The 26,956-nt window shown below is 49.6% G+C and carries 22 protein-coding genes; 8 read left to right on the top strand and 14 right to left on the bottom strand.

Annotated elements, in window-relative coordinates; translation table 11 throughout:
* Positions 1-109 precede the first annotated feature (109 nt).
* From N3Z11_RS14780 to N3Z11_RS14735, 10 genes are all read right to left on the bottom strand, one after another.
* Positions 110-1,333 carry an EAL and HDOD domain-containing protein gene (locus N3Z11_RS14780; RefSeq protein WP_260657967.1) on the bottom strand — a complete coding sequence of 408 codons (1,224 nt, stop codon included), beginning with the start codon at positions 1,331-1,333 and terminating at the stop codon, positions 110-112.
* A 134-nt stretch (positions 1,334-1,467) separates the two neighbouring features.
* The gene (gene putP, locus N3Z11_RS14775) at positions 1,468-2,958 is read right to left on the bottom strand and encodes a sodium/proline symporter PutP (RefSeq protein ID WP_260657966.1); all 1,491 of its coding nucleotides are present in this window, start codon (positions 2,956-2,958) and stop codon (positions 1,468-1,470) included.
* A 189-nt stretch (positions 2,959-3,147) separates the two neighbouring features.
* The gene (locus tag N3Z11_RS14770; RefSeq protein ID WP_260657965.1) at positions 3,148-3,870 is read right to left on the bottom strand and encodes a DUF3379 domain-containing protein; all 723 of its coding nucleotides are present in this window, start codon (positions 3,868-3,870) and stop codon (positions 3,148-3,150) included.
* Positions 3,863-4,375 carry a sigma-70 family RNA polymerase sigma factor gene (locus tag N3Z11_RS14765; RefSeq protein WP_260657964.1) on the bottom strand — a complete coding sequence of 171 codons (513 nt, stop codon included), beginning with the start codon at positions 4,373-4,375 and terminating at the stop codon, positions 3,863-3,865. The genes N3Z11_RS14770 and N3Z11_RS14765 overlap by 8 nt, the downstream gene beginning before the upstream one ends.
* Before the next feature lie 188 nt (positions 4,376-4,563).
* Positions 4,564-6,276 (bottom strand): BatD family protein, encoded by a 1,713-nt coding sequence (locus N3Z11_RS14760; protein ID WP_260657963.1) that lies wholly within the window; start codon positions 6,274-6,276, stop codon positions 4,564-4,566.
* Entirely contained in the window at positions 6,270-8,105 is a 1,836-nt protein-coding gene (locus tag N3Z11_RS14755) for a VWA domain-containing protein (RefSeq protein WP_260657962.1), read from the bottom strand. The genes N3Z11_RS14760 and N3Z11_RS14755 overlap by 7 nt, the downstream gene beginning before the upstream one ends.
* Positions 8,095-9,096: a vWA domain-containing protein gene (locus tag N3Z11_RS14750; protein WP_260657961.1), complete on the bottom strand. Its 1,002-nt coding sequence runs from the start codon at positions 9,094-9,096 to the stop codon at positions 8,095-8,097. Before N3Z11_RS14750 ends, N3Z11_RS14755 begins: the two co-directional genes overlap by 11 nt.
* Positions 9,089-9,640 (bottom strand): DUF4381 domain-containing protein, encoded by a 552-nt coding sequence (locus N3Z11_RS14745; RefSeq protein WP_260657960.1) that lies wholly within the window; start codon positions 9,638-9,640, stop codon positions 9,089-9,091. Before N3Z11_RS14745 ends, N3Z11_RS14750 begins: the two co-directional genes overlap by 8 nt.
* Positions 9,627-10,607: a DUF58 domain-containing protein gene (locus N3Z11_RS14740; protein WP_260657959.1), complete on the bottom strand. Its 981-nt coding sequence runs from the start codon at positions 10,605-10,607 to the stop codon at positions 9,627-9,629. Before N3Z11_RS14740 ends, N3Z11_RS14745 begins: the two co-directional genes overlap by 14 nt.
* A 13-nt stretch (positions 10,608-10,620) precedes the next feature.
* Positions 10,621-11,571 (bottom strand): AAA family ATPase, encoded by a 951-nt coding sequence (locus N3Z11_RS14735; RefSeq protein WP_260657958.1) that lies wholly within the window; start codon positions 11,569-11,571, stop codon positions 10,621-10,623.
* A gap of 236 nt (positions 11,572-11,807) precedes the next feature.
* Here N3Z11_RS14735 and fadI point away from each other — a divergent pair, with 236 nt between their 5' ends.
* Both fadI and fadJ read left to right on the top strand, forming a co-directional pair.
* Positions 11,808-13,118 carry an acetyl-CoA C-acyltransferase FadI gene (gene fadI, locus N3Z11_RS14730; protein WP_260657957.1) on the top strand — a complete coding sequence of 437 codons (1,311 nt, stop codon included), beginning with the start codon at positions 11,808-11,810 and terminating at the stop codon, positions 13,116-13,118.
* Positions 13,118-15,292 (top strand): fatty acid oxidation complex subunit alpha FadJ, encoded by a 2,175-nt coding sequence (gene fadJ, locus N3Z11_RS14725; protein ID WP_260657956.1) that lies wholly within the window; start codon positions 13,118-13,120, stop codon positions 15,290-15,292. Before fadI ends, fadJ begins: the two co-directional genes overlap by 1 nt.
* A gap of 276 nt (positions 15,293-15,568) precedes the next feature.
* Here the strand turns inward: fadJ and N3Z11_RS18065 are convergent, their stop codons facing one another.
* Complete coding sequence (locus tag N3Z11_RS18065; RefSeq protein ID WP_313771363.1) at positions 15,569-16,378, bottom strand: LysR family transcriptional regulator; 810 nt, start codon at positions 16,376-16,378, stop codon at positions 15,569-15,571.
* Positions 16,379-16,507: 129 nt separating this feature from the next.
* Here N3Z11_RS18065 and maoP point away from each other — a divergent pair, with 129 nt between their 5' ends.
* Both maoP and N3Z11_RS14710 read left to right on the top strand, forming a co-directional pair.
* On the top strand, positions 16,508-16,855 hold the full coding sequence (gene maoP / locus N3Z11_RS14715; RefSeq protein ID WP_260657955.1) for a DUF413 domain-containing protein: 348 nt from the start codon (positions 16,508-16,510) through the stop codon (positions 16,853-16,855).
* A 9-nt stretch (positions 16,856-16,864) separates the two neighbouring features.
* Positions 16,865-17,053 (top strand): hypothetical protein, encoded by a 189-nt coding sequence (locus N3Z11_RS14710; protein WP_260657954.1) that lies wholly within the window; start codon positions 16,865-16,867, stop codon positions 17,051-17,053.
* 274 nt (positions 17,054-17,327) lie between these two features.
* On the opposite strand, the gene N3Z11_RS14705 is transcribed toward N3Z11_RS14710, so the two are convergent.
* Together N3Z11_RS14705 and N3Z11_RS14700 are read right to left on the bottom strand one after the other, a co-directional pair.
* Entirely contained in the window at positions 17,328-19,577 is a 2,250-nt protein-coding gene (locus N3Z11_RS14705; protein ID WP_260657953.1) for a putative bifunctional diguanylate cyclase/phosphodiesterase, read from the bottom strand.
* A 158-nt stretch (positions 19,578-19,735) separates the two neighbouring features.
* A complete protein-coding gene (locus N3Z11_RS14700; protein WP_260657952.1) occupies positions 19,736-22,510 on the bottom strand; it encodes an insulinase family protein in 2,775 nt (924 codons plus the stop codon).
* A 170-nt stretch (positions 22,511-22,680) separates the two neighbouring features.
* Between N3Z11_RS14700 and sixA the strand changes: the two genes are divergently transcribed.
* On the top strand, positions 22,681-23,169 hold the full coding sequence (sixA, locus tag N3Z11_RS14695) for a phosphohistidine phosphatase SixA (RefSeq protein ID WP_260657951.1): 489 nt from the start codon (positions 22,681-22,683) through the stop codon (positions 23,167-23,169).
* 36 nt (positions 23,170-23,205) lie between these two features.
* Here sixA and smrB read toward each other — a convergent pair whose 3' ends face one another.
* On the bottom strand, positions 23,206-23,733 hold the full coding sequence (gene smrB, locus N3Z11_RS14690) for an endonuclease SmrB (RefSeq protein ID WP_260657950.1): 528 nt from the start codon (positions 23,731-23,733) through the stop codon (positions 23,206-23,208).
* Positions 23,734-23,768: 35 nt separating this feature from the next.
* Between smrB and prmB the strand changes: the two genes are divergently transcribed.
* The 3 genes from prmB (at position 23,769) to N3Z11_RS14675 (ending at position 26,850) form a co-directional block, all read left to right on the top strand.
* Positions 23,769-24,719, top strand: a complete 951-nt coding sequence (prmB, locus tag N3Z11_RS14685) for a 50S ribosomal protein L3 N(5)-glutamine methyltransferase (RefSeq protein ID WP_260657949.1) — start codon at positions 23,769-23,771, stop codon at positions 24,717-24,719.
* Between the two features lie 2 nt (positions 24,720-24,721).
* The gene (aroC, locus tag N3Z11_RS14680; protein WP_260657948.1) at positions 24,722-25,828 is read left to right on the top strand and encodes a chorismate synthase; all 1,107 of its coding nucleotides are present in this window, start codon (positions 24,722-24,724) and stop codon (positions 25,826-25,828) included.
* A gap of 455 nt (positions 25,829-26,283) precedes the next feature.
* Entirely contained in the window at positions 26,284-26,850 is a 567-nt protein-coding gene (locus N3Z11_RS14675; RefSeq protein ID WP_260657947.1) for a 2OG-Fe(II) oxygenase, read from the top strand.
* The last annotated feature ends 106 nt before the right edge of the window (positions 26,851-26,956 follow it).

Here is a 26,956-nt window from a genome sequence, read left to right as displayed (position 1 = left end):
TGCATCAAAGCAACACAGCAATAAAAAAACCGGTTCAAGCCTGCACTTGACCGGTTTTTTTGTGCCGTTGTATTTGTGCCGTTGTAACAGCCAGCCTTTTTACACGGTACTAAGCGTCGCCCAGGGCCCGCATCTGTTCATTGGCCCATTGCACTGCTTCATGGTAGGCGTCAGGCAGAGTTTTGGCGTCAAGACCTAAGTTCGCTATAGCGCTGTTGGCATCCTGCCAGTGCGCCTGTTCATAACATTTAACCAGCGACAGATATTCAGCCAACAACCCCTGATTATCCACCAAAGCGTCTTTGATATCTTTGGACAGCGGCAATTTGCTCATCACCGATGTCATAGGTTCATCCAGAATAGCGTCCATCAACGACATCATGCCGGTTAAAAAAGCTTTGGCTACATCAGTTTTACGATGCAGCTGGGCGATACCTTCGGCAAACTTCGCCCTTGTCATGGCCAATCGCATCAGCTCTGCCGGTTTTTCACTGCTGACCTGAGCAGTAAACAGCACCGACAGGAATTTTTTTAACTCATATTGGCCAAGTACCACCAATGCCTGTTTGATGGTCTCGATTTCGGAGCGGCGTTTAAAAATGGCTGAGTTAGAGTAGCGCAGCAGTTTATAAGACAGGTTCACATCACGTTCAAAAATAGAGGTGATTTTCGACAGGTCCATCTCAGACTTGGACGTTTCATACAATAATTCTGCCAGGGTCATCTGAGCGGGGGACAAAGCCTTGCTTTGCAACATTTCAGGTTTGGAGAAAAAATAACCCTGAAAATAACTAAAGCCCATTTTTAATGCCGATTGGAATTCTTCGTTGGTTTCCACTTTTTCGGCCAGCAGCTTAATGTTGGGGAAAGCTGCTGTTGCCTGCAGCACTTCCTGAATGATTTCAGCTGAAGTACTGCGAAAATCTATTTTGATGATATCGATATGCGGATAAAAATGGCGCCAGACCGGCTGATGAATATAGTCGTCCAGTGCAATCACATAACCCTGTTCTTTCAGATGCTGTACTTCAGCCAGTAATCTTTTGCCGGGTTGCACTGTCTCTAAAATTTCAACTACGACCTGTTCTTTCGGCAACATAGACGGAAATTTTTTCAGCAGGGTATCCAGGGTAAAGTTGATAAAACCGAGCTTATCACCAAGAAAATCGTCCAGGCCAAAGTTAAACTGGCTGCCGGCAATCATCCTTGACGTTGCTTCGTCACCATCAATATCCGGGAAAACGTTCTCAAGACCGTCACGAAACAACAACTCATAAGCAAACAGGTTTTTGTCACGATCCAGAATGGGCTGGCGGGCGGCATAAAAATACATACAGACTACTGTTCCTTACTGGGTATTCTGCCAAGCAATGTAGCAAAGAATTCTACTGCAAGGGAACTAAAATTTAGCACAATGCGCGTTTGACAAAACCCGCTGTAAAAACAGCGGGTTTTGTTGTTTGGCGCTTAAGAATTCAGCTTTTGCAGCATCATGTCAAATTCATGCTGCTGACTTTGATCCGGAGCTTTGGTGATTTTACTTACCAGCACTATGGCGAGGGTAGAGAACAACACTCCCGGTACCATGGCATAAATAAAGTCATCCAGTTGTTTTCCATCAATGGTCAGCGGGCTGAATACCCAAACCAGTACTGTCACTGCTCCTGTCACCATACCTGCCAGGGCGCCCCAGTGATTCATATTGCGCCAGTACAGACTCATCAATACCAGCGGACCAAAAGCAGCACCAAAACCGGCCCAGGCGTTACCCACCAGACTTAAAATAGAGCTGCTGCGATCGAGCGCAATCACAATAGCGACTAGCGCAACGACAAAAACCGAAGCCCGGCCCATCATCACCAGATGTTTGTCCGAAGCTGTTTTATTTAAAAATGTTTTATAAAAGTCCTGGGTTAAGGCACTGGAAGTCACCAGCAACTGGCTGGAAATGGTGCTCATCACTGCAGCCAATAAGGCTGCCAGTAAAAAACCGCCGACAAAAGGATGGAACAACACCTGCGACATCAGAATAAAAATGGTTTCCGGATCTTTGAGCGCCTGACCACTTTGCTGCACATAAGCAATGCCGACGAAACCTGTGGCAATAGCACCTAACAGCGAAATAATCATCCAGGACATACCGATACGACGCGCAACCGGGAAGTCTTTTACCGAACGAATGGCCATAAAACGCACAATTATATGCGGCTGACCAAAATAGCCCAGGCCCCAGGCTAATAACGAAATAATACCAAGCACGCTGGTACCGGTAAAAATATCCAGATGGTTTGGGTTCAGGCTTTGTACAGTGCTGAGCACAGGCTCAATGCCACCAACTACATTGAGCGCGACCACAGGCACCAGGATCAGTGCCACAAACATAATAATGCCCTGCACAAAGTCAGTCATACTGACCGCAAGAAAACCACCCAGCAGGGTATAAGCAATGACCACACCTGCGGTCAGTGCCAGACCCCAGAAATAATCCAGCCCGAACACTGACTCAAACAATTTACCGCCGGCGACCACGCCGGATGCGGTATAAAGAGTAAAGAACACTACAATGACCAGTGCCGAAATAAGCCTTAACATCCGGGTGCGGTCGGCAAAACGGTTTTCCAGATAATCGGGCAGGGTAATAGAGTCTTTGGCGTGTTCGGTATAAACGCGAAATCTTGGCGCCAATAAAAGGTAATTAAGCCAGGCACCGATCACCAGGCCGACAGCCAGCCAGATTTGCGAAATACCCAGTGCATATAAAGCGCCGGGTAAGCCCATCAGCAACCAGCCGCTCATATCCGAAGCGCCTGCTGATAAGGCTGTGACCGCGGGCCCAAGTTTGCGACCACCTAACATATATTCAGATAAATTACTGCTGGACTGACGATAAGCGTAAAGCCCGATGGCCAGCATAGCGGCGAAATAAATCGCCAGTGCGAGAATAGTGCCCGTTTCCAAAATAACGACCTCATCTGAGTGATTGATTTTGTTTATCGTTGTTAATGCGCTCAGGTTCTGAGTTGTGATGCAGTGAGGGTAAAACTGCAGCAGGCGAGCGGCGGCACATGCTAACAAGGGCGTCAATTTTCAGCCAGTGCTTTTCTGTGAGCACACCAACAGATGCTACCAGTTGCAAACCATCAGGCTTTAACTCTGTTGTTTCACGGCAAAGCTGAATTGTTGTTGTATTTTGCCGGCCAGCGGTTCCAGCTGTTGCTGTCTGGCGGCCACCAACACCAGATCTGCACCTGCCAGGCTGAGGCTTTGACCATGAAAATTATCATCGGCAAAAGCACCTGCATTTTGCCAGCCATGATCTTTGGGTAACACAAAGACTGTCACAGTGCCTTCATTGCTGTCGAGGATCAGATGCAAAGAGCGCACACCGCGAAAATGGCAAAATCTGGCATAACGTACCTTGCCGTCAAACTGTTCCAGCCGGCCGGCAAAAGAGGCCATCAGCTGATTGACTTCTGCAAGTGGCATTTGCGTGTTGTGACTTAACAGTGCACTGGCTTCATGGTAGACATGGGCCAGCGCGTAACTGCCTAAATCCTGGCCAAAGTGCAGGGGTTCAAAGCGCAGTTGCAAAAGCCCCAGGGCCAGAGCGATGGACGCCGCAACACCATAACGCCATTGTTTACGCCGGCGTTGTTGCCGGTAGCTGGCGACTTGTTGTTGCAGTAATAGTCTGGCCTGTAAATCATCTGGTACACCTATACGCAGCGCCTGCTGTAGTCTTTCATCCAGTTGCAATAATTCCTGCTGCAGCTCTGCTTTGGCGCTGTCGTTTTTGACACTTTGCTGCAATGCCGGATCTGTTGCGCTGGGATCGCTGAATAACCGACGACGAAATTCCAGTTCATCCATGCTGATGCCCCTCTAAATCTTTGGTGTTGATCAATTCGCGCAGCTGATGGCGGGCGCGGTACAGTCGGGTATTGACAGTGTTGAGATTGAGTTCAAGGCAACTGGCGATTTCTTCGCCTGTCATGCCGAGCAGCACCTGCAACACCAGTGGCTCACGGTATTCGACATCCAGCTGCAACATAAGCCCTTGTAACTGCGAGAGTTCAGCCTGCTGTTCGGGAGACGCTGAACTGAGATCATGCAGTTCGTCCTGTTCAATGTCTTGATAATCAAACTGTTTACGTTCAAAACGCCGCGCATTTTCCCGTCGCAAAATGGTAATAAGCCAACCTTTGGCAGCACCCACGTCAAGCAGGGAATCCAGATGTTTCCAGGCCCGTAAAAAGGTTTCCTGCACCAAATCATCGGCGATGGCTTTGTGCTGGCATAACCAGTAAGCGTAACGGTATAAATCGGCATAAAAAGCGTTGACCAGTGCCTGATAGCGCAGATCTTTACTGCTCATAAGGGTCATACCCCAAAAAGTGCACCACGAATAATGACCATAGACCGCCCTGGTGGCAAAAAATGTTCAGCCTGCAGAAAAAAACGCAAAAAACAGAAAAGAGTGATTTGCTGTCTGATAACAGTCGGTGAGCACCAACAAAGAAGTGGCAGCCAGACCAGGCTGCCATCCCGGGATCATCCAGCTGTTTAAGCCGGATAGAGTGGTTTGAGCGGTTCTGTAACTGGCAATTGCTGCAAATGTTTGTATTTGGCAAAAGCTTCAAATAACGCCTGGCCCTGCCACTGCAGCGTGTTTGACTGATATGGCTGATGACAAAGTTTTTCCACTTCACGCCTGAGCTCACAATCCGGCAGATGGGTTAATAACTGCGACAACCGCATGATTTGCGGGTCGATGCCTTGCTGCGCCCATTGCAGCAGCTGGCTCGTGGCTTCCGCACTGTTATTGGCAAGGCAGGCCGCTTTTAATTTGCGAGAGCTGAATTTTAATACCGAAGCCTGGTTTTGTGCCTGCGCTTGTACCGCCGATTTTTGCTGTAGCGGCCGGATAAATTTGGGCGCTAACCACAGCACCAGGGTGCTCAGCCATAACAACAACAACACAGTGCTGCTATAACTCCAGTGCCATGGACTGACGGGTTCAATCGCTGTGACCGGCGTTGTGCTTGTCATAGGGGCGGCAGGTTCTGCAGCAGCTTGTGCTTCCGGTTGCGCCGGATTAGGCGATGCTTTTAAGGTGCGCTCAGGCAACTCAGCGTAAGAGAGTTCATTGGTTTTGCTGTTCCACCATGGAATGCGGATGGCGGGCAGCACCAATTCACCACTTTTGGTGGCAATTACTGCTGAGGTAAATACTTTTTGTGCCACCAACCGGCCATTACGCTCAGCCTTTTTGCTTTGCGGTTGTTCGGCATAACTTTTAATGCCATCGGGCAGGCTGAAGTTCAGATCCGGTAACTGATGATCGGACAAATCAAGTGCCGTCAGAGTAATGGTGCGGGTGACAGGCTCACCCTGAGTTAATTCCTGACCAGGTGGTGTCCATTCTTCAGTCAGTGCCACCAGCTCAGACACCAGCCACTGGCCGTTAAAATTGTCGGGAATAGGTTTTACACTCAGTTTAAGCGCCTGTCCCTGCGCCGACACTGTTTTGGTTTTGGCAAAATAATCATAACGGGAACTTTGCCGGTCTATCATTTCACCTTTAAACCAGGGCGCAGCCAATTCAAAGTCACCATGCTTTTCTGCAATCAGGGTATAACGACGGGTAATGGTCTGATAACGCTGGCCATTGACCAGCTCGGAACCTTCCACATCTTTACCCAGCTGTTCTATGGTTGCGCCCGGTAATTCAGGCTGGCTGAGGCTGCCGCGCTGTAAGTCACCGTTAAAATAAATTTTGACGTCGTAATAGGCCAGTTGCTGCACATAAAGTTCGCTGCTGCTTAAGCTGCTTTGGATAAACAGCTCGTCCGAGCCGGTGCCGTTTGGATCGGCCGGCACTACGGTCAGGGTAATAGGCTCGCTGCGTAAACCGTCAATTTCAAAAGCTGGGATCACAAAGGTGCCGGTTTTTTTGGCAAATAAACTCAGTTGCCAGCGCGTGCTCTGGCTGGAGCGGCCATTGATAATTTGCATACTCTGACTGATAGCTGGCGCACTGAAGTTAAAGTCGTTAGCGAGCACCGAAAAATCCAGCTGATTGCCCGATACTTTTTCATCCAGTTCAATTTGCAGCAGCAGCTCTTCGCCCAGCATCACCGGATTTTTATCGACACTGGCCTGCAACAATGTTGCGGCCTGCAGAGGGCTCTGGCTCAAACACAGTAGAAGCAGGGCCACAGACTTCAGCAAATTGACAACTTTTTTGGCGCTGTAGCCCAGACACAGGGTTACCATTCTTGTTCTGCTCCTTTGGGTAAACGTTGTTGCTGGCGCTTTTGGTATTCCAGTAGCATTTTATTGCGCAGTAATAACGCCGGATCGTCCTGCACTTTGCGCATCAGGCCATCCAGTTGCTGACTTTGTTCCGGGCTGGCATTGGGCCAGGCTTCGCGCACTGCTTTTTGTTGTTCTGTTTGTTCGTTTGGCTGCTGGTCAGCTTCTTGCCGAGCTGGTTCTTTGTTTTTCTCTGCCTGCTCTTGCTGAGCACCTGGCTCAGCCTGGTTATTTTGTTCAGCTTGCTCGGGGTTTTGGCCGTCTTTGGCGTCGTTTTGCGCACCGCTATCAGACTGTTCGCCCTGATCATTTTGTTGCTGCTGACCGCTTTGCTGTCCCTGTTGCTGTTGACCTTGCTGCTGTTGACCATCCTTCGATTGCTCGCCTTGCTGGTCCTGCGCTGAATTTTGTTGCTCGTTTTGCTGTTGTTGCTGCAGTTGTCTGGCAAGTTCGATGTTCTGTTCAAGGCCTGGCAAATCAGGCGCCAGTGCTTGTGCCTGCTGATATGCGGCCAGAGCTTCTGAGAATTTTTGCTGCTGCATCAGACTGTTGCCCAGGTTAAAGCGGCCATTGGCGCTTTTATCCTGTTGGTAGAGTTGTTCGGCCGTCTGATAGTCTCCACTGCGATAAGCGGCGTTGCCCTGCCACAAAGGATCGGCAAATTTTTCCATGGCTTTGGCATAATCTTGTTGCTGATAGGCCTGCTTGGCCTGTTGCTGCTGACTTTGCCATAAATCGCGCCAGTCAAAAGCGTTGGCCGGGTTTGGCAATAGCAACAACGGCAATATGGCGAGCAGCGCGGCTCTTTTGCCAAGCCATAACGCCAGCGGCAATAACAGCCAGCATAAATACACGCCGGCATCCTGCCACTGATCACCACTGATTTTACTGCTTTGTGTTGTGTCGGCCTGAGCCAGCGTTAACTCCGGCAACGCCAATAAAGCCTGAATATCGGACTGATCAAAACTGCTTTGCCGGAACACACCACCGGTCAGACTGGCCAATTCTTTGAGCTGTGTCAGCGGAACTTTGGGCAGCACTATGCTGCCGTTGCGATCTTTTAACAGTTCGCCCGAGCTTAATTTTACCGGTGCACCATCGCTGCTGCCCACGGCCAGCACCGACAAGCGGTGCGGGAATTGATTCAGACTCTGGCGCAGTGTCTGATAGTGGCTCTGACTAAAACCGTCAGTAATCAGCACCACATCGCCTTTGGGATAACCCGCTTGTTGCAGCAGTTTACTGGCAAGTTCCAGTGCACTTTGTACGTTCGAACCCTGAGCCGGCATAATTTCCGGTGACAGATCCGGCAATAACAGCTTGATATTGTTGTGATCCGGCGTCAGTGGCGAAATCACATAAGCATCAGCAGCAAAGGTTAACAGCGCCAGCTCACCTTCTTTGAGTTGACTGGTAAAATCCAGTGCTTTAAATCTGGCCTGGGTCAGCCGGTTTGGTTTGACATCCGTGGCCAGCATTGACAAGGACATATCCAGCACCAGTACTGTGGCTTTATTCAGCGCAAAAGCAGGCTGGGGCAGCTTATGCACGCTGGGACCGGCCAGTGCGATTACGGTTAGTACCAGGCCAAACAACAACCAGGCAAAAGGTGTTTTAGCTTGTTGCCGCTCCAGTTTGTCCTGTAGCAACGTCAGTTGCAGGTGGCGGGGCAGCAATTGTTGCCATGGGCTACCCCCTTGCTGATAACGCCATGCCAGATACACACAGAGCACCACCAGCGGCAGCAGTAATAACCAGAGCGGCCTTAACCAGTGCAGTTCAAAGGGCATGATCACCTCCGCGCCGCCATTGTTGCCAGGGCAGTTTGCTCAGTAATACCAACATTATCAGCAGCAGAGCTGCGCCAAGGGGCCAGTGCAGCAGGCTTTGTTGTGGCCGGTAATTGAGCTGATCCCGTTCGATAGGTTCAAGCTGATCCAACAGCTGATAAATTTGTGACAGCTCAGCCAAATCACGGGCGCGGAAATAACGCCCGCCTGTGGCAGTGGCAAGTTCGGTCAGCAGGGCTTCATCCAGATCATCAGATGGATTGACCAGTTGCGGGCCAAAAATACCCTGTTGCACCATCTGCTCAGCACCCACACCTACAGTATAAATTTTTACGCCGGCCGCTTTTGCCAGCTCCAGCGCTTCGCGCGGCTGAATATTCCCGGCGGTATTGGCGCCGTCACTGAGTAAAATCAGCACCTTATTGGAGCTTTCATAGGTATTAAATCTTTTTACCGCAAGGCCAATAGCTTCACCAATGGCAGTGCGCTGCCCAACCAGCCCAAGCACTGCCTCATCCAGCATTTGTTGCACTGTCTGGCGGTCAAATGTAAGCGGCGTTTGCTGATAAGCTGCATCGGCGAACAATACCAGCCCAAGCCGGTCACCCTGACGTTTCTGGATAAAATCCGATAACACAAATTTCACCGCATCCAGCCGGTTGGCGCTCTGGTCGTTGATCACCATGTCATTGATATTCATTGAACCCGATAAATCTACCGCCAGCATCATGTCGCGGCCTTGCTGCGGCAATGTGATAGCTTCACCCAGCCACTTAGGCGCAGCGGCGGCGCTGACCAACAGAAGCCAAATCAGCATCAGTAACCATTGTTGCCGTTTTGAGTGTCCGGCTTGACTGTCAGTACTCTGAGTTTTGGCAAGGCGCGCCAGCGGCGGTAACATCAGACTGGCACCAGCTCTGGGCTGTGTTGCTTTGATAAAATAGGGCAGGGCCAGCAGCACAAAAAACCAGGGATAACTGAATTCAAACATCTGCAGCTCCTTTGGCAAGCTTTGCTTTTTCTGCTGCATTTTTTTGTTGGTCAGCATATTGCTCAAGGTCCGCATATTGCAGCCAGAGCGCAGCAAAATCAGCATATGCCTGAATTTCAGTCTGTTGTGGCGCGCGCTGATAATGTAAAGCCAGTAAATCAGGTAAGGCCACAACCGCAGCTTTCGGTTTGGTTTTAAGGCTATTGAGCAAAAATTGCCGCCAGGCCTCACCGCTGTAGCTTAACGCCGGATGGCCGGGGTTTTGGCTTAACAACCAGCGTTTTAACAAGGCAGTGATTTGCGCCGGCGCACCTGCTGCGCCCTTATCCAGGGCTGCCAAAGCTTTGAGTGCAAAACGTTTGGGCGCCTGTTTTAACTGTTGCTGGCGGTATTTGCGATAAAGCAGCCACAACAGGGTGAGCACCAGAGTGGCAAGCAGCCACCAGCCGGGGGCCAGATACCAGTCATTAACAAGGAGTGGTTCCTGAATATCAGCCAGTTGGGCCAGTGCCTGTGGCTGTGCGGCTGTGTTAGCTGTAGCCATGGTTTCTCCCGTTCAGCTGACTGAGCAAGGGCATTGCAGCGCTCAATTGCCAGTTGGCGAGGCCAAGCGTGGTCCAGTGCTGCTGCAGCTGCTGTGAAAAAAATTGCTGTTGCTGTTGATATTGCTGCTGCAGTTTTGTTGACCCCAGTTGTAACGTAACAGGTTCACTACCGTCTGAAACCCGCGCCAGGCCATAAGCCCGGGCTGGCAGATGTTGTTCCAGCGGATCATCAAGCTGGCAAATCCGCACTTCGTTATGTAACGTCAACGCCCGCAGATGACGCAGGCAAGTATCATCGAGCTTCTGAAAATCCGAAATGATAAAAAGCAAACTGCCGGGACGGGCCAGACGACGCAGTTGTCCTAAAGCTTCTGATAACTGGATTGGTGCAGCCCCTTGTGTTGCGGGCGTTTTAATAAGCTTCAGCGCCTGCTGCTGCAATTCTGTGAGCTGATGCAAATAACGTAACACCGCCTGTGAGCGGCCGGCGGGTTTTAACTCACGGATCTGCTGTTGGTGAAACACTATGCCACCGAGTTTATCGCCGGTTTTTTTTACATGCCAGGCAATCAGCGCGGCCAGATGACAGGCCTGCACCGATTTTAACAGCAGCTCTGAGCCAAACTGCATCGAGTCGCTCAAATCGGTCAGAATAAACACCGGCCGCTCTTTTTCTTCGCGGAATAACTTGGTGTGAACCTTGCCGGTGCGGGCAGTAACACGCCAGTCGATGGTGCGTACATCATCACCGGTCTGGTAATGCCGGACCTCGTCAAACTCCATGCCGCGGCCTTTGCTTTTGGCCAGATAACTGCCGGCCAGTTTACTCTGAATAGTACGAGCCGGTGTTAAGTCAAATAGCTGTGTATGCCGCTGATATTGCAGCAGTTGTTTTAAATCCACTTCAGTGCCGTTGCTGTGTAAATCCTGCAACCACTGATTGATCTGGCTTAAACTGGCGCTCATTTTCGCCTTCACCTCAGGCAACAGGCACCAACGACAGAATTTCGCTCAGCACATGGTCGGTGCTGACACCTTCAGCTTCTGCTTCATAGGTTAGCAGCAGACGGTGGCGCACCACATTATGGAATACCGCCTGTACATCATCGGGTGTGACAAAATCACGGCCGGCCAACCAGGCTTTGGCACGCGCACAACGTTCCAGCGCTATGGTGGCGCGTGGGCTGGCGCCATAGGCAATCCAGCGGCCGAGTTTAGCGCTGTAGTCGCCGGCGCGGCGGGTGGCCATGATCAGCTGGACTACATATTGCTCCAGGCTGGGTGCAAAATGCAGTTTTAAAATGGCTTTACGGGCAGCAAAAATATCGGCCTGACTGATCCGAACCGGTTGTTCTGTTGCTTGCTCAAGTGCTTCACCGCGCGTGAGTTTTAAAATGGCGAGTTCAGTTTCAGCGTCCGGGTAATCCACTTTTAAATGTAATAAAAAGCGGTCGAGTTGTGCTTCCGGCAGCGGGTAAGTGCCCTCCTGCTCCAGCGGGTTTTGCGTTGCCATCACCAAAAATAATTCCGGCAGCTTGTAACTGTGCCGGCCGACGGTAATTTGTTTTTCCGCCATCGCCTCTAATAACGCCGACTGCACCTTGGCCGGAGCACGGTTAATTTCATCGGCCAGAATAATATGGTGAAACAAAGGGCCGCTTTGAAATTCAAATTTACCGGTTTCAGGACGGTAAATATCTGTGCCGGTTAAATCAGCCGGTAATAAATCGGGCGTAAACTGAATACGGTGAAAGCTGCCTTCCACGCCATGCGCCAGTGCATTGACGGCGCGGGTTTTGGCAAGACCTGGCGGGCCTTCAACCAATAAATGGCCATTGGCTAGCAAGGCCAGCAAAATACCTTCAGTCAGCGAACTTTGGCCTAATACCTGTGAATCCAGATAGCTTTTTAATTGATTAAATGCGTTCACAGCTGCACTCTTCCGTTGTTTTTAGGGCTTGCCCGGCACTTTTGCTGGCCGGTCAAGGCTGAATTAATTGATTATTTATCAAGCGTTTCCGCTTAAATACGACTAGGCTTTCTGCGAAGTCAGGATATAAGGTCTTTATGGCATTAAAACAACTGTTTTAATTTGTCAGATCTCTCGTTACAATCAAAAAAAATTACAGGTCAGACCTGTATCGGATGCAACCAAGAGGATCATTCATGTCCAGCCAGATTAAATTAACCAACCGCCAGGGCGATCGGATTGCGATAGTTCGCGGTTTACGCACGCCGTTTGCCAAACAAGCAACTGAGTTCCACGGGGTATCTGCCCTGGATTTGGGCAAATTGGTGGTCAATGAACTGTTGATCCGCAGTGAGCTGGATGCCAAATTAATTGATCAGGTTGTTTACGGTCAAGTTGTACAGATGCCGGAAGCGCCAAATATTGCGCGGGAGATTGTGCTGGGTACCGGCATGAACGTCCACACCGACGGTTTTAGTGTGACCCGGGCTTGTGCGACCAGCTTCCAGTCTGTAGTCAGTGTAACCGAAGCCATGATGGCAGGCGTCAGTAAAGTAGCCATTGCCGGTGGTGCAGATTCAAGCTCAGTGCTGCCTGTTGGTGTCAGTAAAGCTTTGGCCCGTGCGCTGGTGGATTTAACCAAAGCTAAAACCTTTGGTCAGAAGCTGGCTATTTTCCGCCGCCTTGGCCTGCGTGATTTACTTCCTGTTCCACCTGCTGTGGCTGAATACACCACAGGCTTGTCGATGGGTGATACCGCTGAGCAAATGGCCAAGAGCCATGGCATCAGCCGCGCTGATCAGGACGCTATGGCGCACCGCTCTCATACCCTGGCTGCTAAAGCCTGGGAGATGGGGCTGATGAAAGATGAAGTGATGGCGGCCCATGTTGAGCCTTACAACAAGTTTCTGGAGATGGATAACAATATCCGCAAAGACTCCAAACTGGAGTCTTACAGCAAGTTAAAACCAGTGTTTGACCGGAGTTATGGCACTGTAACCGCGGCCACCAGTACCCCGTTAACAGACGGCGCTTCAGCTGTACTGATGATGCCGGAAAGTTATGCTAAAGCATTGGGTTACAAACCATTGGGTTATGTACGCAGTTACGCTTTTGCCGCCATTGACGTGTGGGAAGACATGCTGATGGGCCCATCTTACGCCACGCCTATTGCGCTGGAGCGCGCAGGTATGACGCTCAACGACTTAACCCTGATTGAAATGCACGAAGCTTTTGCCGCTCAGGCACTGGCCAATATGAAAATGTTTGGCAGCAAAAAATTTGCCGAAGAAAAACTGGGCCGTTCCAGTGCTATTGGTGACATTGATATGGCGAAATTTAACGTCAACGGTGGCTCTTTGGCTTATGGTCATCCGTTTGCCGCTACAGGCACCCGGTTAATTACCCAAACGCTGAATGAATTAAACCGCCGTGGTGGTGGTATTGGTTTAACCACAGCCTGTGCAGCCGGTGGTTTAGGCGCTGCCATGATAGTGGAGACTGAATAATGACGGAGCAAATTGTGACTGAACAAACAGGGACTGAGCAAACAGTGACAGCAAAAACTTTCAGCCTGAGTCTGCGTGATGATGGTGTGGGTGTGATCACCATGGACGTGGCAGGCGAAAGCATGAATGTGCTTAAAGCCGCTTTTGCTGATGAAATTAAAGCTTTATTGGAAGAAATCCGCAGCAACAAGAATATCAAAGGTTTGGTGATTATTTCCGGTAAAGCCGACTCTTTTATTGCCGGTGCCGATATCACCATGCTGGATGGCTGCAAATCAGCGCAGGAAGCAACAGATATCGCCGCAATGGGGCAACAAATGTTTGGCCAGCTTGAAGCGTTAAATATTCCGCTGATTGCCGCTATTCATGGTCCTTGTTTAGGTGGCGGTCTGGAACTGGCCATGGCTTGTCATGGCCGGGTGGCCACCGATGATGGCAAAACAGTATTGGGCTTACCGGAAGTGCAACTGGGCTTATTGCCGGGCAGCGGTGGTACCCAAAGACTGCCAAAGTTGGTTGGGTTGCAAAAAGCACTGGATATGATGCTGACTGGTAAACAACTGCGTGCTGTGCAGGCGAAAAAAGCCGGTTTAGTCGATGCTGTGGTGCCAAAAAGTATTCTGCTGGAAGCTGCGGTGAAAATGGCGCTTGCCGGTAAGCCTGATCGCAGCAAAGCAGTCAAACTGCCTTTTGTTGGTCAGCTGTTAGAGTTTACGTCAATTGGCCGGGGCATTTTGTTCAGTCAGGCGACCAAACAAACTTTGTCAAAAACCGCTGGCCATTATCCGGCGCCGTTAAAAATCATTGAAGCGATCAAAGCCGGTGTGGATAGCGGCATGGCGAGTGGCCTGCAGGTTGAAGCTCAGGCTTTTGGCGAGCTTTGTATGACGTCGGTTTCCAAATCTTTACGTGGATTGTTTTTTGCGACCACTCAGATGAAAAAAGAAACCGGCGCAGGGGATGTAAAACCTGGCAAGGTGCATAAAGCGGCGGTGCTGGGTGGTGGTCTGATGGGCGGTGGTATTGCCAATGTCACAGCAGGTAAAGCCGGTATCCCGGTGCGTATTAAAGACATCAACCAGCAGGGCATCAGTAATGCGCTGAAATACAGTTACAGCCTGCTTTATAAAAAGTTTAAACGCCGTTATATCAGCCGTACTGAAATGCAAAAACAAATGGCGTTATTAACAGGTACTACAGATTACAGCGGTTTTCATGATGTGGATCTGGTGGTAGAAGCCGTGTTTGAAGATTTAGCGCTCAAACAGCAGATGGTGAAAGACATTGAAACCCATTGTCATGAGAATACTATTTTTGCTTCCAACACCAGCTCTTTACCTATTGGCCAGATAGCTGCACAAGCGGCAAGGCCGGAAAACGTCATTGGCCTGCATTATTTTTCACCTGTGGACAAAATGCCGCTGGTGGAAGTGATTGCCCATGAAAAAACGTCGGCTCAGACTATTGCCACTACTGTTGCTTTTGCCCGTAAACAAGGCAAAACCCCGATTGTGGTTAAAGATGGTGCCGGTTTTTATGTCAACCGTATTCTCGCTTTATATATGAACGAAGCGGCCAATTTATTGCTCGAGGGCGAGCCGGTAGAAAAACTGGACAAAGCCCTGACCCAATTTGGTTTGCCGGTCGGTCCTATTACTTTGCTGGACGAAGTGGGCATTGATGTTGGTGCCAAAATTTCGCCCATTCTGGAGCGTGAGCTGGGTGAACGTTTTAAAGCACCTGCAGCCTTTGACAAGCTGATTGCCGACGGCCGCAAAGGTAAAAAAGTGGAAAAAGGCTTTTACCTCTATGGCGCCAAAGCACACAAAGGCAAAAAAGAAGTCGATACCTCAGTGTATGCCCTGCTGGGTGTGCAGCCAGCTGGCAAATTATCCGCTGAGCAAATCAGCAACCGTTGTTTAGTACAGATGCTGAACGAAGCGGTGCGTTGTCTGGAAGAGGGCATTATTGCTTCGGCCCGTGATGGTGACATAGGCGCGATTTTTGGTATAGGTTTCCCACCCTTTATAGGTGGCCCATTCCGTTATATTGATGCGATGGGTGCAACTACCTTGGTTGCCGACTTACGCCGTTACGAAGCGCAATTTGGCAGCCGTTTTGCTCCCAGTGCGTTATTGCTGCAAATGGCTGAGCAAGGTAAAACATTTTATTAAAATGCGATAAGCCGTGTGGCTTCAGTACTGCTGATGAAAAAAAGAGCTGCTATAATGCGGCTCTTTTTTTGCGGAGGGTTGTGCCTTGTTGTTGTTGCTGTTGTCACCACTTTGCTCTTTATACTTTTTTATCCAGGCACGCCGCTCGGGTTTGAAATCTTTGCCCTGGGTTGTGCTCGGCGCTCTGACGGGCCCGTTGTTATTGCCGTTATTTCACAACCACAAGCGAATGGCGCTGAAAAAAGCGCTCGGGCATGGGGTCGTGTGGTTCAGACCCTAAACAGGCGCCTGTAGTACACCACAGCTTTGTAGTGCCTGTTGCCACTGTTCTATGACTGCATCACTGGCATGATGATAAGCCCAGACAGGTTGCAGTATCACAGTAGCGTCCAGTTTGTGTAGTTTTCCCTGCTCTACGGCAGCTTGCACCAATGGCGCCGGCAAATAACCGCAACCTTTGTTTTGTTGTAGCCATTGCCACAGCAGCCGGACATCTGTACTTGAGAAACTTAGCGGCGAAGTGGTGAGCCTGGGTAGTTCCAGCTGCTGTACACTGCATTCTGCCTGCAAATTTACTGCTTCATTGACCGACACCGGCCACCAGCACAGATAACCCAGACAACTGGCCTGTAAAGGTAAAAGCTGCAGTGGTTTTTCACCAAGCTGGATCACCACGTCAAAATCGCTGCCATTCACATTCTGATAAGCACCGCTCTGCGTATGTACCTGCCAGCACTGTTGTGGTGGAAACAAGGCTGTAAGCTGTTTTGGCGGCAATAAAACAACAAATTCAGCCGGCAATAACACCTTGCGATGTGTTTGTAACTGATATTGCTGATTTAATTGTTGTTTTGCTGCGGAGATAGCGGTTAACACCGCCTGCGCGTGGGGCAGTAACAGCTCACCAGCTGCGGTGAGCTGAATATTATTGCGAAAGCGGCTGAACAAGGTTACGCCTAAACTTTGTTCAAGTTGGCGTACCCTGAAGCTGACCGCTGACTGGGTCAGATATAAATTCTCGGCGGCTTTACCAAAGTGACGGGTTTTCTGTACTTCGAGGAAGGTTTTTAACAGCTCAGTATCCAAAGTGGATCCTTAGAAAAATTGATTGTAACCATAAAAAATATTTGTTTTACGATCGGAATTTTGTTTACCATACTCCGCACAGTTTAATTGGGATAGCTTTAGATTCAACGAGATCAGGGGAAAAAAGTGATGCAGCAAAGTTTTGTGGCTAAACGTCGCTTTTTTGATGACCGGAATTTCCCAAAGGGGTTCACCCGGTCAGGGCGCTTCACACTGGCAGAAGGTAATCTGCTGGAAAAACATGGTGCGGCGATGCAGGAGCTGGAAGACGGTCAGCGTCAACCGGTGAATGAAGAAGAGCAACGTTTTTTATCGGTTTGTCGCGGCGAAGCCGAAGCAGAATCCAGCTTCGAAAAAGTCTGGACTAAATACAAACAAAAAGTGCAGGAAAAGAAAAAATTCCACACTGTGTTTGGTAAAAAACGGATTGCGGATGGCAGTGACGATTTCTCCTATGCAGAAACGGACAACGACTGATAACAATAAATGGCCTTGAGGCCAAAAGCAGAGGGTATTGCTGTGGGCGAATTATTCAGTAGTATTTTACGACCAGATGTACTGGTGTTTTTAGTTCCACTGGCTGGCATTGGTATTGGCGGCTTTAGTATGTGGTTAAAACATCAGGAGCGGATGGAAAAAATTCGCCAGGGTATAGATCCGGACAAGCGGCACTAAGCGCTGATTGTTATCTCGTTGCAGCTGTTATGTCTGCAACAAAACAAAAGGAGCTTCGGCTCCTTTTGGCATTTATGCGTGCTGCAATAATGATATTTTCCGCGATGCAGTTACTCCAAAGCAGTTGCTCCGCATGCTCTTTGCAGCTACAACCTTTGCCTGGATCCAAAGCAGGGGTGTATAAATAAAGCGGTAACGCAAATGTCAGTGGGCCTGAGCACGGTTTGAAGTTTTAACAGTAGGGGCTTTAGAACTGCAGTAGGGCCTGTTGTGGTTAAAGCACTGCAGGCACGGCACTGAGTTTGGGTTTTTGCTGTTTCTGATCTTTCAGGAACTGGGTAAAGTCGGCTGCCGACAATGGTTTACTGTAATAATAACCCTGAATAATTTCACAGCGCAGCTGCTTTAACTGCTGCAATTGTTCTGCGTATTCAACACCTTCTGCTACGACTGTCAGGCTCAGGTTGTGGGCGATAGTGACAATAGTGTCCACCATATTGCGACCACGGGCAGTATTCATATCATCAATAAAAGCTTTGTCGATTTTGAGGGTATTGAGCGGAAACTGCTTTAAATAAGCCAAAGACGAATAACCGGTGCCAAAGTCATCCATCGCCAGGTGAATGCCGCGGGCGCGCAATTTCTTCATGGTATCAATCGCCATTTTTGGCGACTGCATTACCGTGCCTTCAGTAATTTCCAGCTCCAGATGATAAGAGGGTAGTTCAGTTTGCTGTAAAACATCGTCTATCTGCTCACACAAATAAGGCAGCATAAACTGTTTCACCGACAGGTTAACGGCGACACGGCCATGAAATAAGCCCTGATCAATCCAGCGTTTTACGTCCAGACAAGCTTTGCGCAATACCACTTCGCCAATTTCAACAATCTGACCTGTTTCTTCTGACACCGGAATAAAAGACGCCGGGCTGATTAAACCACGTTTAGGGGTAATAAAACGCACCAGCGCTTCCATGCCCACCAGCTGGCCGCTCAGAATGTCCATTTTGGGCTGATAAAACACAGTGAAATAATCTTCTTTTAAACCATGGCGGATCAGGTTTTCCAGCTGCAAACGTTTGACCGCCAGTTTGTTCATCGAATCATTAAAAAACAAATAACGGTTTGCACCTTCATGTTTCGCGTGATACATGGCGGTGTCGGCGTTGCGTAGCAAAGCTTCCGGATCGGCACCGTCTTCCGGATACAACACAATACCAATACTGCTGGTGACTGCCAGCTCATGCTGATTGATAAAAAATGGCAGGTTAATTTGTTTAATCAGCTCCTTGGCCAGAGAAGTGATGGTATGAATGTCGTTGGTGTCTTCCAGCAAAATGGCAAATTCGTCACCACCAAGCCGGTACAACCTGTTTTTTTGCCGGCTGCGTTCAGTCAGCCGCTCAGCCAGCTTCACCAATAAAGTATCACCCAGCTGGTGGCCTAGTGAGTCGTTGATTTTCTTAAAGTTATCTAAATCGAATACCAGAAGCGCATGGCGCACTTCACGTTCGACCAAACGGCTCAGTTCAGCCGAGAATAAAGCCCGGTTTGGCAAGCCGGTCAGGGTGTCGGAGTTGGCGAGGCGGCTGAGCTCAGCTTCTTTGCGCTTGCGTTCAGAAATATCTGAAAACACGGCGACGTATTGTGTGATGGTGTTGTGTTCGTCTTTCACCACATCAAAGTTGAGTTCAGCCTGGTAAATTTCACCGTTTAAACGTTGATCCTGAATTTCACCTTGCCAGCTGCCTTGTGACTGCAGTTTCAGGCCTATATCCTGCAAAAAGCGGTTGGGGTACAGCGCCAGATCAAAAGGTTTTTTGATCACCTGCTCGCGGCTTTTGCCGGTGATGGTGCTAAAGGAGTTGTTGACTTCAATGACGGTAAAATTGGTGTCACAAATCACCACAGCGTCGGAAATGTTTTCAAGGCAACGGGCAAAAAGTTCCAGCCGTTCTTCGGTGTGTTTAAGCAACTGAATATTTTTTAAGGTGCCTGTCATACGGGTGGCGGCACCGTCAGCATCTGTGCTGACCACTTTGCCGCGGTCCAGCACCCAAATCCAGCCCCCATCTGAAGCCCTTAAACGGTAGGCTGCTTCAAAGTGCGGCGTTTCGCCGGCCAGATGCTGATACAGCTGTTCAGTAACCCGTTCAATATCTTTGGGGTGAATTTGCTCGCGGTTGGGCGGAAACTGATTCGTTTCAGGTTTAAGCTCAACCGCTTGTTGCCAGGAACTGGAGCGATATAAAGTGCCGGCACTGATATTCCAGTCCCATAATTCGTCGCCGCTGCCCCACAAAGATAAACGCAGCCGTTCTTCACTTTGTTCCAGCCGGCTCTGGTAACGGCGCATTTTCAGAATAGATAAATGTGCCAGCAATAAAGCGCCAAAAGAGAATAATAAAATGGACGACAGAATGTAGGGCATCGACCCCTGCCAGTCTAAGGCAAAAGCAGGAAGTGGCGAGGTTAAAAAAGTAACAAACAGCGCCTTGTGATTGATTTTTTTATTATTTTTCACACGTCTTTACGTCAGAAAGTCTGATAGAGCTAAGTTATATAAAATTAACAGGGCTGTCAAAGCCAATCTGGCGGCAGGCCTGCTGCTGCAGGCAAAAGCTGCCGGGCCCTAGCGCTTATCTGCCGGTGATTTTTCTGTTTGTAACGGATGCAATGTTTTTAGTCAGCTTTGGTCAGCGTTTTTAATAAATCAATGGCCGCCGCAGCATCCATAGTTCTCATATGGGTATGCGCCGGCGCTTCACTGGTTGCCAAAAAAATAGCGTCATAATCAGGCGCCAGTAAACTTTGACAGAACTCAGTAAAATCGAAAAGACTGAGTTTATTCAGCTCCTGCTGGATCTGATCAGATAAAGCACAGTGTTCATCACCCTGACCAATGGCCAGCCATATGCGTTTGGCTCTGTTGCTAAGGCTGTTGTCGCGCTCACGGATTTGACTGGCCAAACTTTGTTTCAGAGCCTGCAACTCATCTGCTGACAGCTCTGGCAGTTCGCTTAGAAAACGCTGATAAAAACTTAAAGTGGCCTGATATAAGGTTTTGGCATCGGATCTTGGTGACTGGATATAAAATGCCATGCCAGGGCGCAGATTCATCGGTACATAACCTGTACCCACCAGATAACCCAGTTGTTGTTCAGTGCGAAGTTCATGAAAATACTCTGGTGAAATCAGATGATTGGCGAGCATAAACAGCGCCATATCCAATGCGTTGCGCGCACGGGCCGGCAGGTAAATCACCAGCGCCTCATCGTCCTGCGGCATCGGCAACTGCAGCCAGATTGGGCCAACACCTTCAGTATTGTGACTGTAACGGGGTAAACGCTGACAACGTTCAGGCACTGTCCCAAGCCATTTGGCCAGCTGTTGCTGCAAACTTATTACGTCTCGCTCTTTCCAGTGACCAATCATCAGCGCTTCGAGATGCACTTTTTGGAACATATGCGCATAAAAACGCTGAAAGTCATCAAATGTGCAGTCGGCCAGCACTGCGGCCAGAGTTTCTGATTCCGGATTCAGTGGTTGCAATAGTGCAGATAACTTACTGAATAACTGTGTAATAGGTTTATTTCTGGCTTGATTCTGCCAGTGACGCACCAGTTGACGCTTTAGTTCATCAAACCGGTTTTGGCTAAAGTGGCGGTTCGGCATCTGCTGTAAAATATCGTACAACAACGCAATCTGATTACCGGCCAGGCCGCTGCAGTGTAAAGTCAAACCGTGCTGCTGCACATGCAGGTTGTAGTTGAGACCTGCTGTGGTGGCGGCATAAAACTGCTCGTTAATGTCGTCCAGAAACAGCTCCAGCCAGAGTTTACAAAGGGCCAGCTCGGCAATACCGATGATAGTGTTTGGCAAGGTCAGTTCTACAAATACATGGCCTTTGGGCGTGCGAAAATCGGCATCGGGTTTAAACCAGAGTTTCATGCCGTCGGCCTGATAATACAGCTGTGGTAGCGCTATGCCTTCCGATGTCTCCAGTAACCTGGGTTCATCCACCAGATAAGGGTTGGTTTTAGGCAAATGACAGTCCGGCAGCGGTGTTGCCTGCTGTAACTTTTGCAATAAATCCGGCGTAAGCGGCAACTGGCTGTAAGGGGTGTGGTACCAGCGCGCCTGGCGATCTACCTTCACTTCCGGCGCTATCAGCATCAGGCGCAGATTGCGCTCATGGAAAAAACTTAACAAATGTTGATACAGGGCGGCGTCGGGCATTTCCATCCGGTAGTCGCCAAATACATAATCTTCTACCGGATAATGCTGCAGATTTACCGCCAGATCGCTGGCCAGCTGCAGCGGTGTTTTCTGTTCCTGATATAAAAAGCTCCAGCGCACCAGTTTTTGCCTTTCCGCAAAAATTTCAGAGGGAAAGGGCTGCTGTTTCAGCATGGCGAGATAAGAAAAACTGGCGAGCAGAATTTCATCCTGCGCCAACATGCCTTGGGGTGTCAGTTCAAAAGCCAGGGTGAAGTCTTTGTAGTTACTGCCGTCAATGCCACCACCGGCGCTTAATGAATTCACCAGCCCACGGCCTTTTAAATGGCTTAATAACGAACCCGGTCCTTCATCACCCAACAGATGCGCCAAAAAACTGACCAGCTTATAGCGGTACCATGGCTGAATATCGGGTAAGGCAAAACTGGCAACAAAACGCTGTGTTGGTTTATGTGGCTGAATATTCAGCTGAATACCCAGATGTTCATCTAAATAAAGGGGCGGCACCAGTGCCGCTTTCGGCGGAAGCGAAGCCGGTAAAGCAGAAAAATAGTGCTGAGCCCACTGCGCCTGCACTTCAAGCGGTGCGTCGGACACCAGGGTTAAGGTCATGCGGCTGGCGCTGTATTGCTGTTGATAAAAATCACGCACTGCCTGCTGCGCACTTTGGCCAGGTCTGTCATCCAGCGTCGACAGGTTACCCACGGAAAACTTCGCAAAAGGATGTTGTGGATTAATACTTTCTTTATGCGCCTGATAAATACGCCTGCCATCATCTTTAAGCTTCATTGAAAACTCGGCTTCAATGGCATGGCGTTCTTTGTCCACAGCGTCGGCACTGAACAGCGGAGCGCTTAACATATCGGCAAAACGCTCAAGTGCAGCGGTAAATGCTTCGTGGCTGATGTCAAAATAAAAACAGCTATGCTCTGTGCCGGTCCAGGCATTGTGACTGCCGCCATTGCTGGCAATAAACTGTTGATATTCACCGGATTGCGGAAATTTTTCTGAGCCTAAAAATACCAGGTGTTCGAGAAAGTGCGCTAAACCTTCGCGGTCTGCCGGATCGTCAAAATGGCCGACATTGACTGCCATAGCCGCGGCGCTTTTTTCCGCGTCCTGTTGCTGCACCAGCAATACCCGAAGGCCATTATCCAGCGTCAGGGGCTGATACAAACGTTGATCGTTAGGGCTTTGCACCATATGACTTTTTTTCAATTCGGGCCTCTTCTGGCAACCTGTCAGCAGCAGCGATGGTTATTGTTATCATATCGAATCGGAATATAAAGCTGAAATTTTATGCTTTATTAACAGTTACTGTGACTGCAAACTTTCATTATCATAGCGCACTCTTTTCGCGTTGGTCGCGAAGTTGTCTAGGTGTACTCATGGTCAATCTGGTTATCATGCGGCACGGTGAAGCCGAGCCACACAGCAGTCAGGATAGTCAAAGGCAGCTTACTGCCAAAGGCCGGGATGATGTCAGCCACATGGCGTTATGGTTATCGCAGCATTATCAGGCTTTTGATCTGGTGTTATGTAGCCCTTTTGTGCGGGCACAACAAACGGCGGAGCTGATGCTCAAAGCCCAGCCAGCAACGACCCGGCTGGAGACCATGCCGGAACTGGTGCCGGAAGGCGATAGTCAGCAGGTGCAGCTATATCTGGATGCGCTGCGCACTGAAACCCCTGAACTTCGGGTACTTATGGTGTCGCATATGCCGCTGGTCAGTTTTCTGGTCGAGACCTTCACCAAAACCGGCAACACGCCCATTTTTGAAACTTCAGGTCTGGTGGGTATCCATTATCAACCAGGTGAGGGCGGCAAGTTACTGGAACGCCTGGCGCCTGCTGATCTGGCGCTGCTGAGCCACTAATCCCTAAGGTGCCGACCTGCTATTAAAAACGCCGCGCTAAAGCGGCGTTTTTAATAGCACTAATAAAGCACCATCCCGGCCCCAATGGGTGGGGGCTGTGTGAAAAGCCCGCACATTCGGATGTTGAATCAGCCAGTTTGGTACTTTGCGGGCCAGAATGCCACTGCCTTTGCCGTGCACAATACAAGCGCAGTTCAAATGTTCCTGCTGGCAATAGGCTAACAGGCCGGCCAGTTCAGTTTTTGCCTGTTGCTGGCTTAAGCCATGGAGATCCAACACCACGCCTGGCTGATAATCGCCACGCTTGAGGTTTTTGGCCAGGTGCGGGTCTTCCCCAGGTTGTACATAACGAATAATGCTACCGTCGGGTTGATAACCTTCAAACTCATCGGAGAAGTAGAATAAATGGGGTTCTTCTGCTTCGATAGACGTCTTTACGGATGTTTTTTTGTTGCGACTCGGGCGGGCAGGCGGTATCTTGTCCTGCGCCATAGGGCGGGCGCCCGTGATTGAATCCCGGAACAGCTGAATTTCTTCTTCACTAAGTAACTGAGGTTTGCGCATCTGCGCAAGTCTATACAAAGAGCAATGCGAAATAAATGACTGAACATCAACCTTTTGAACTGACCGCAGAATTAATCAACGAAGCCGTCAATGAACTTTTTACTATTCATGACTGGCTACGCTGGGCCGTTTCACAGTTGAATGCTGCCGATGTGTATTTTGGTCATGGCACGGACAACCCCTGGGATGACGCTGGTCAGCTGATGGCTTTTACCCTGCATTTTACCCATCTGGCTGAGCCTGCATTGTTACAAACCCGGCTCACCAGCAGTGAAAAACGCCGTTTTGCCGCTCTGGTACAACAACGGATTGAACAGCGTCTGCCGTCCGCCTATTTAACCAACCAGGCCTATTTTGCCGGTTTACCTTTTTATGTCGACGAGCGGGTGCTGGTACCTCGCTCGCCCATCAGCGAACTCATAACCCGTCAGTTTGCTGACTGGTTCCCGGTTGAAGCGCCACAACGTATTCTGGATTTATGCACTGGCTCTGGTTGTATTGCCATTGCCTGCGCTCATTATTTGCCGGAGTCAGAAGTGGATGCGGTGGATATCAGTGAAGATGCGCTGACGGTGGCAGACTTGAACATCAGCCAGCATGGGTTAGAGCATCGGGTGTTTCCGATCCAGTCTGACTGTTTTACCGCCTTGCCTGGCCAGCAATATGATTTGATTGTCACCAATCCGCCTTATGTCGACGCTGACGACATGGCCGATTTGCCGGCCGAGTATCATCACGAACCTGAGCTTGGGTTGGCATCCGGTGTCGATGGCCTGGAGCTTACCCGCAAAATTCTGCGTGAGGCCGCTGCGCATTTAACAGACCGGGGCGTGCTGATTTGCGAAGTAGGCAATTCAATGGTGGCACTTGCTGAACAAATGCCGGACGTGCCTTTTCACTGGATCACTTTTAACAACGGCGGTGATGGTGTCTTTGCCCTGACCAAAGCACAGCTGGTGGCTCATCAACAGCAGTTTGAGGAATAACCATGGCCGGTAACAGCATTGGCGAATTATTTCGTTTAACTACTTTTGGCGAAAGCCATGGTCCGGCCATTGGCGGTATTGTGGATGGTTGTCCACCGGGTTTAACACTGGATTTAGCAGCTATTCAGCATGATTTGGATCGCCGTAAACCAGGCACGTCCCGTTACACCACGCAAAGACGCGAAGATGATGTGGTGAAAATTTTATCTGGCGTGTTTGAAGGTGTGACCACAGGCTGCTCTATTGGTTTGTTGATTGAAAACACCGATCAGCGCTCGCAGGATTATTCCACCATTAAAGATGTGTTCCGCCCCGGGCACGCCGACTACACCTACTGGCATAAACACGGTATCCGTGATTACCGCGGCGGTGGTCGTTCTTCTGCCCGCGAAACTGCCGTAAGGGTGGCGGCAGGTGCTATTGCAAAACAATATTTAAAACAGCGGTTTGGTGTGGAAGTCCGCGCTTATTTAGCCCAGCTTGGGCCTGTCAAAGCGGAAAAACTGGACTGGGATCAAGTAGAACAAAACGACTTTTTCTGCCCTGATGTGGATAAAATCGAAGCGCTGGATACCTTTATGCGGGATTTGAAAAAATCCGGTGACTCAGTCGGCGCCCGTATTAATGTGGTGGCCAGCAATGTGCCGGTCGGTTGGGGCGAGCCGGTGTTCGACCGCTTGGATGCCGATATTGCTCATGCCATGATGAGTATTAATGCGGTGAAAGCCGTTGAGATAGGTGATGGTTTTGCGGTGGTGGAGCAGCAGGGCTCAACGCACAGAGACGCACTGACACCCACAGGTTTTACCGCTAATCATGCCGGTGGCATTTTAGGCGGCATTTCGTCAGGCCAGGATATCCGCGTGAGTATTGCGCTTAAACCCACCTCCAGCATCAGTATTCCTGGTGCGAGTATTAATACCAGTGGTGAGCCGGTGGAAATGCTGACCAAAGGCCGGCATGACCCTTGTGTCGGCATCCGAGCCGTTCCTATCGCAGAAGCCATGCTCGCAATAGTGCTGATGGATCATTTCCTGCGCCATCATGCCCAAAACCATCAGGTATCGGTGACAACACCGGATATTGCCCGTATTGGCCGTGGTGGTTAGCGCAGACAGCTGACAAACTTTGCCAGTCAGTACCGGCAGTGGTGGCAAAAGCTCGAAATGGGTTTTTGCAAACGCTGCCGTTCAATACAGGTGTTCACTATCAGTGTCGTTCGCCCCAATAAACCCGGATAGTAATTTGCTGTGCCGGCCCGGTTTAAACCGAACATTTGACGTTGATAATAACCGCCAGCGATGTAGGGCGATTTTAGCTATTCACTGACTTTGCCCGACAGGCTTTGAGTAATCGGTGCTGGGGGGGGGCCCGGCATCATAGCGCAGGTTGGCGTTTAGCATAAAATCTGGTGTCTTATTTAATTTTCTAAGTTTCCCCGCAGTGCCAACTTCAGACAAAGCTGAACTATTGCGCAGCACAAAGATGTATTGCGCGTTGCAAATGCACGTCTTTAACGGTAAAACATGGCGGCGTCTTAATCTACTTTATCAACCGGATTATTATGAAGTACCAACCAAAATACGAAACGTCGATTGAAGGCAGAAAAATATGGGTTTTTGATAACCTGTGTTCTACAGAAGAGTCGGCTGTCATTGCGATGAATCTTGAGAACAGTCCTTTTGTTCGTAATGAAATCGCACGACCAGATACTGCAGCATTTCGACATTTTGTGCTCAATTTAAACGCAAATCAATTATCAGCCTTACCGGTATACCATCGTAGTATTGAGGCGGTACTGGAATTGACCGGACAGCGTTTTAAAGCCTACCGTGCTTATTGTAACCTTGCCTCCTACGGCGATATGTTGTTTACACATACAGATTGCCTGCCCGGCAGCTCAGAGTTAACTGTGTTGATGTACGCCTGCCCACAATGGGATATCGAATGGGGTGGTGAAACCATGTTCTATAACAGTGATGATGATTGTGTCTATGCCTGTACCCCCAAGCCTGGCCGGGTGGTGATTTTTGATGGCGCAATTAAACATGTTGGCAGACCGCCGAACAGAGTGTGTTATGCCTCCCGCTTTACGTTAGCCTTTAAGCTTGAACTTGAAACCTCGGGTTAATCAGGTTTTGTGTTCAGACTCGTTTCACAATGTTTAATGTTGTTTTGTTGCAGGCGATAGTGCTGATGGGGCACTGCCTGCGTCACCATGCACAAAAGCATCCGCT

The organism is Rheinheimera sp. 4Y26 (assembly GCF_025245835.1).
Classification (GTDB): Bacteria; Pseudomonadota; Gammaproteobacteria; order Enterobacterales; family Alteromonadaceae; genus Pararheinheimera.
The sequence above is the reverse complement of the archived record's forward strand: the minus strand, read 5'-3'. Positions and strand labels throughout refer to the sequence as shown.

What these genes read in the sequence shown, in the direction of transcription:
- sixA (WP_260657951.1), top strand. Translation starts at nt 22,681, where the DNA reads ATGGTCAATCTGGTTATCATGCGGCACGGTGAAGCCGAGCCACACAGC.
- N3Z11_RS14755 (WP_260657962.1), bottom strand. Translation starts at nt 8,105, where the DNA reads ATGCCCTTTGAACTGCACTGGTTAAGGCCGCTCTGGTTATTACTGCTG.
- maoP (WP_260657955.1), top strand. Translation starts at nt 16,508, where the DNA reads ATGCAGCAAAGTTTTGTGGCTAAACGTCGCTTTTTTGATGACCGGAAT.
- aroC (WP_260657948.1), top strand. Translation starts at nt 24,722, where the DNA reads ATGGCCGGTAACAGCATTGGCGAATTATTTCGTTTAACTACTTTTGGC.
- N3Z11_RS14770 (WP_260657965.1), bottom strand. Translation starts at nt 3,870, where the DNA reads ATGGATGAACTGGAATTTCGTCGTCGGTTATTCAGCGATCCCAGCGCA.
- N3Z11_RS14780 (WP_260657967.1), bottom strand. Translation starts at nt 1,333, where the DNA reads ATGTATTTTTATGCCGCCCGCCAGCCCATTCTGGATCGTGACAAAAAC.
- fadI (WP_260657957.1), top strand. Translation starts at nt 11,808, where the DNA reads ATGTCCAGCCAGATTAAATTAACCAACCGCCAGGGCGATCGGATTGCG.
- prmB (WP_260657949.1), top strand. Translation starts at nt 23,769, where the DNA reads ATGACTGAACATCAACCTTTTGAACTGACCGCAGAATTAATCAACGAA.
- N3Z11_RS14710 (WP_260657954.1), top strand. Translation starts at nt 16,865, where the DNA reads ATGGCCTTGAGGCCAAAAGCAGAGGGTATTGCTGTGGGCGAATTATTC.
- N3Z11_RS14765 (WP_260657964.1), bottom strand. Translation starts at nt 4,375, where the DNA reads ATGAGCAGTAAAGATCTGCGCTATCAGGCACTGGTCAACGCTTTTTAT.
- N3Z11_RS14745 (WP_260657960.1), bottom strand. Translation starts at nt 9,640, where the DNA reads ATGGCTACAGCTAACACAGCCGCACAGCCACAGGCACTGGCCCAACTG.
- N3Z11_RS14675 (WP_260657947.1), top strand. Translation starts at nt 26,284, where the DNA reads ATGAAGTACCAACCAAAATACGAAACGTCGATTGAAGGCAGAAAAATA.
- N3Z11_RS14750 (WP_260657961.1), bottom strand. Translation starts at nt 9,096, where the DNA reads ATGTTTGAATTCAGTTATCCCTGGTTTTTTGTGCTGCTGGCCCTGCCC.
- fadJ (WP_260657956.1), top strand. Translation starts at nt 13,118, where the DNA reads ATGACGGAGCAAATTGTGACTGAACAAACAGGGACTGAGCAAACAGTG.
- N3Z11_RS14740 (WP_260657959.1), bottom strand. Translation starts at nt 10,607, where the DNA reads ATGAGCGCCAGTTTAAGCCAGATCAATCAGTGGTTGCAGGATTTACAC.
- smrB (WP_260657950.1), bottom strand. Translation starts at nt 23,733, where the DNA reads ATGCGCAAACCTCAGTTACTTAGTGAAGAAGAAATTCAGCTGTTCCGG.
- N3Z11_RS14760 (WP_260657963.1), bottom strand. Translation starts at nt 6,276, where the DNA reads ATGGTAACCCTGTGTCTGGGCTACAGCGCCAAAAAAGTTGTCAATTTG.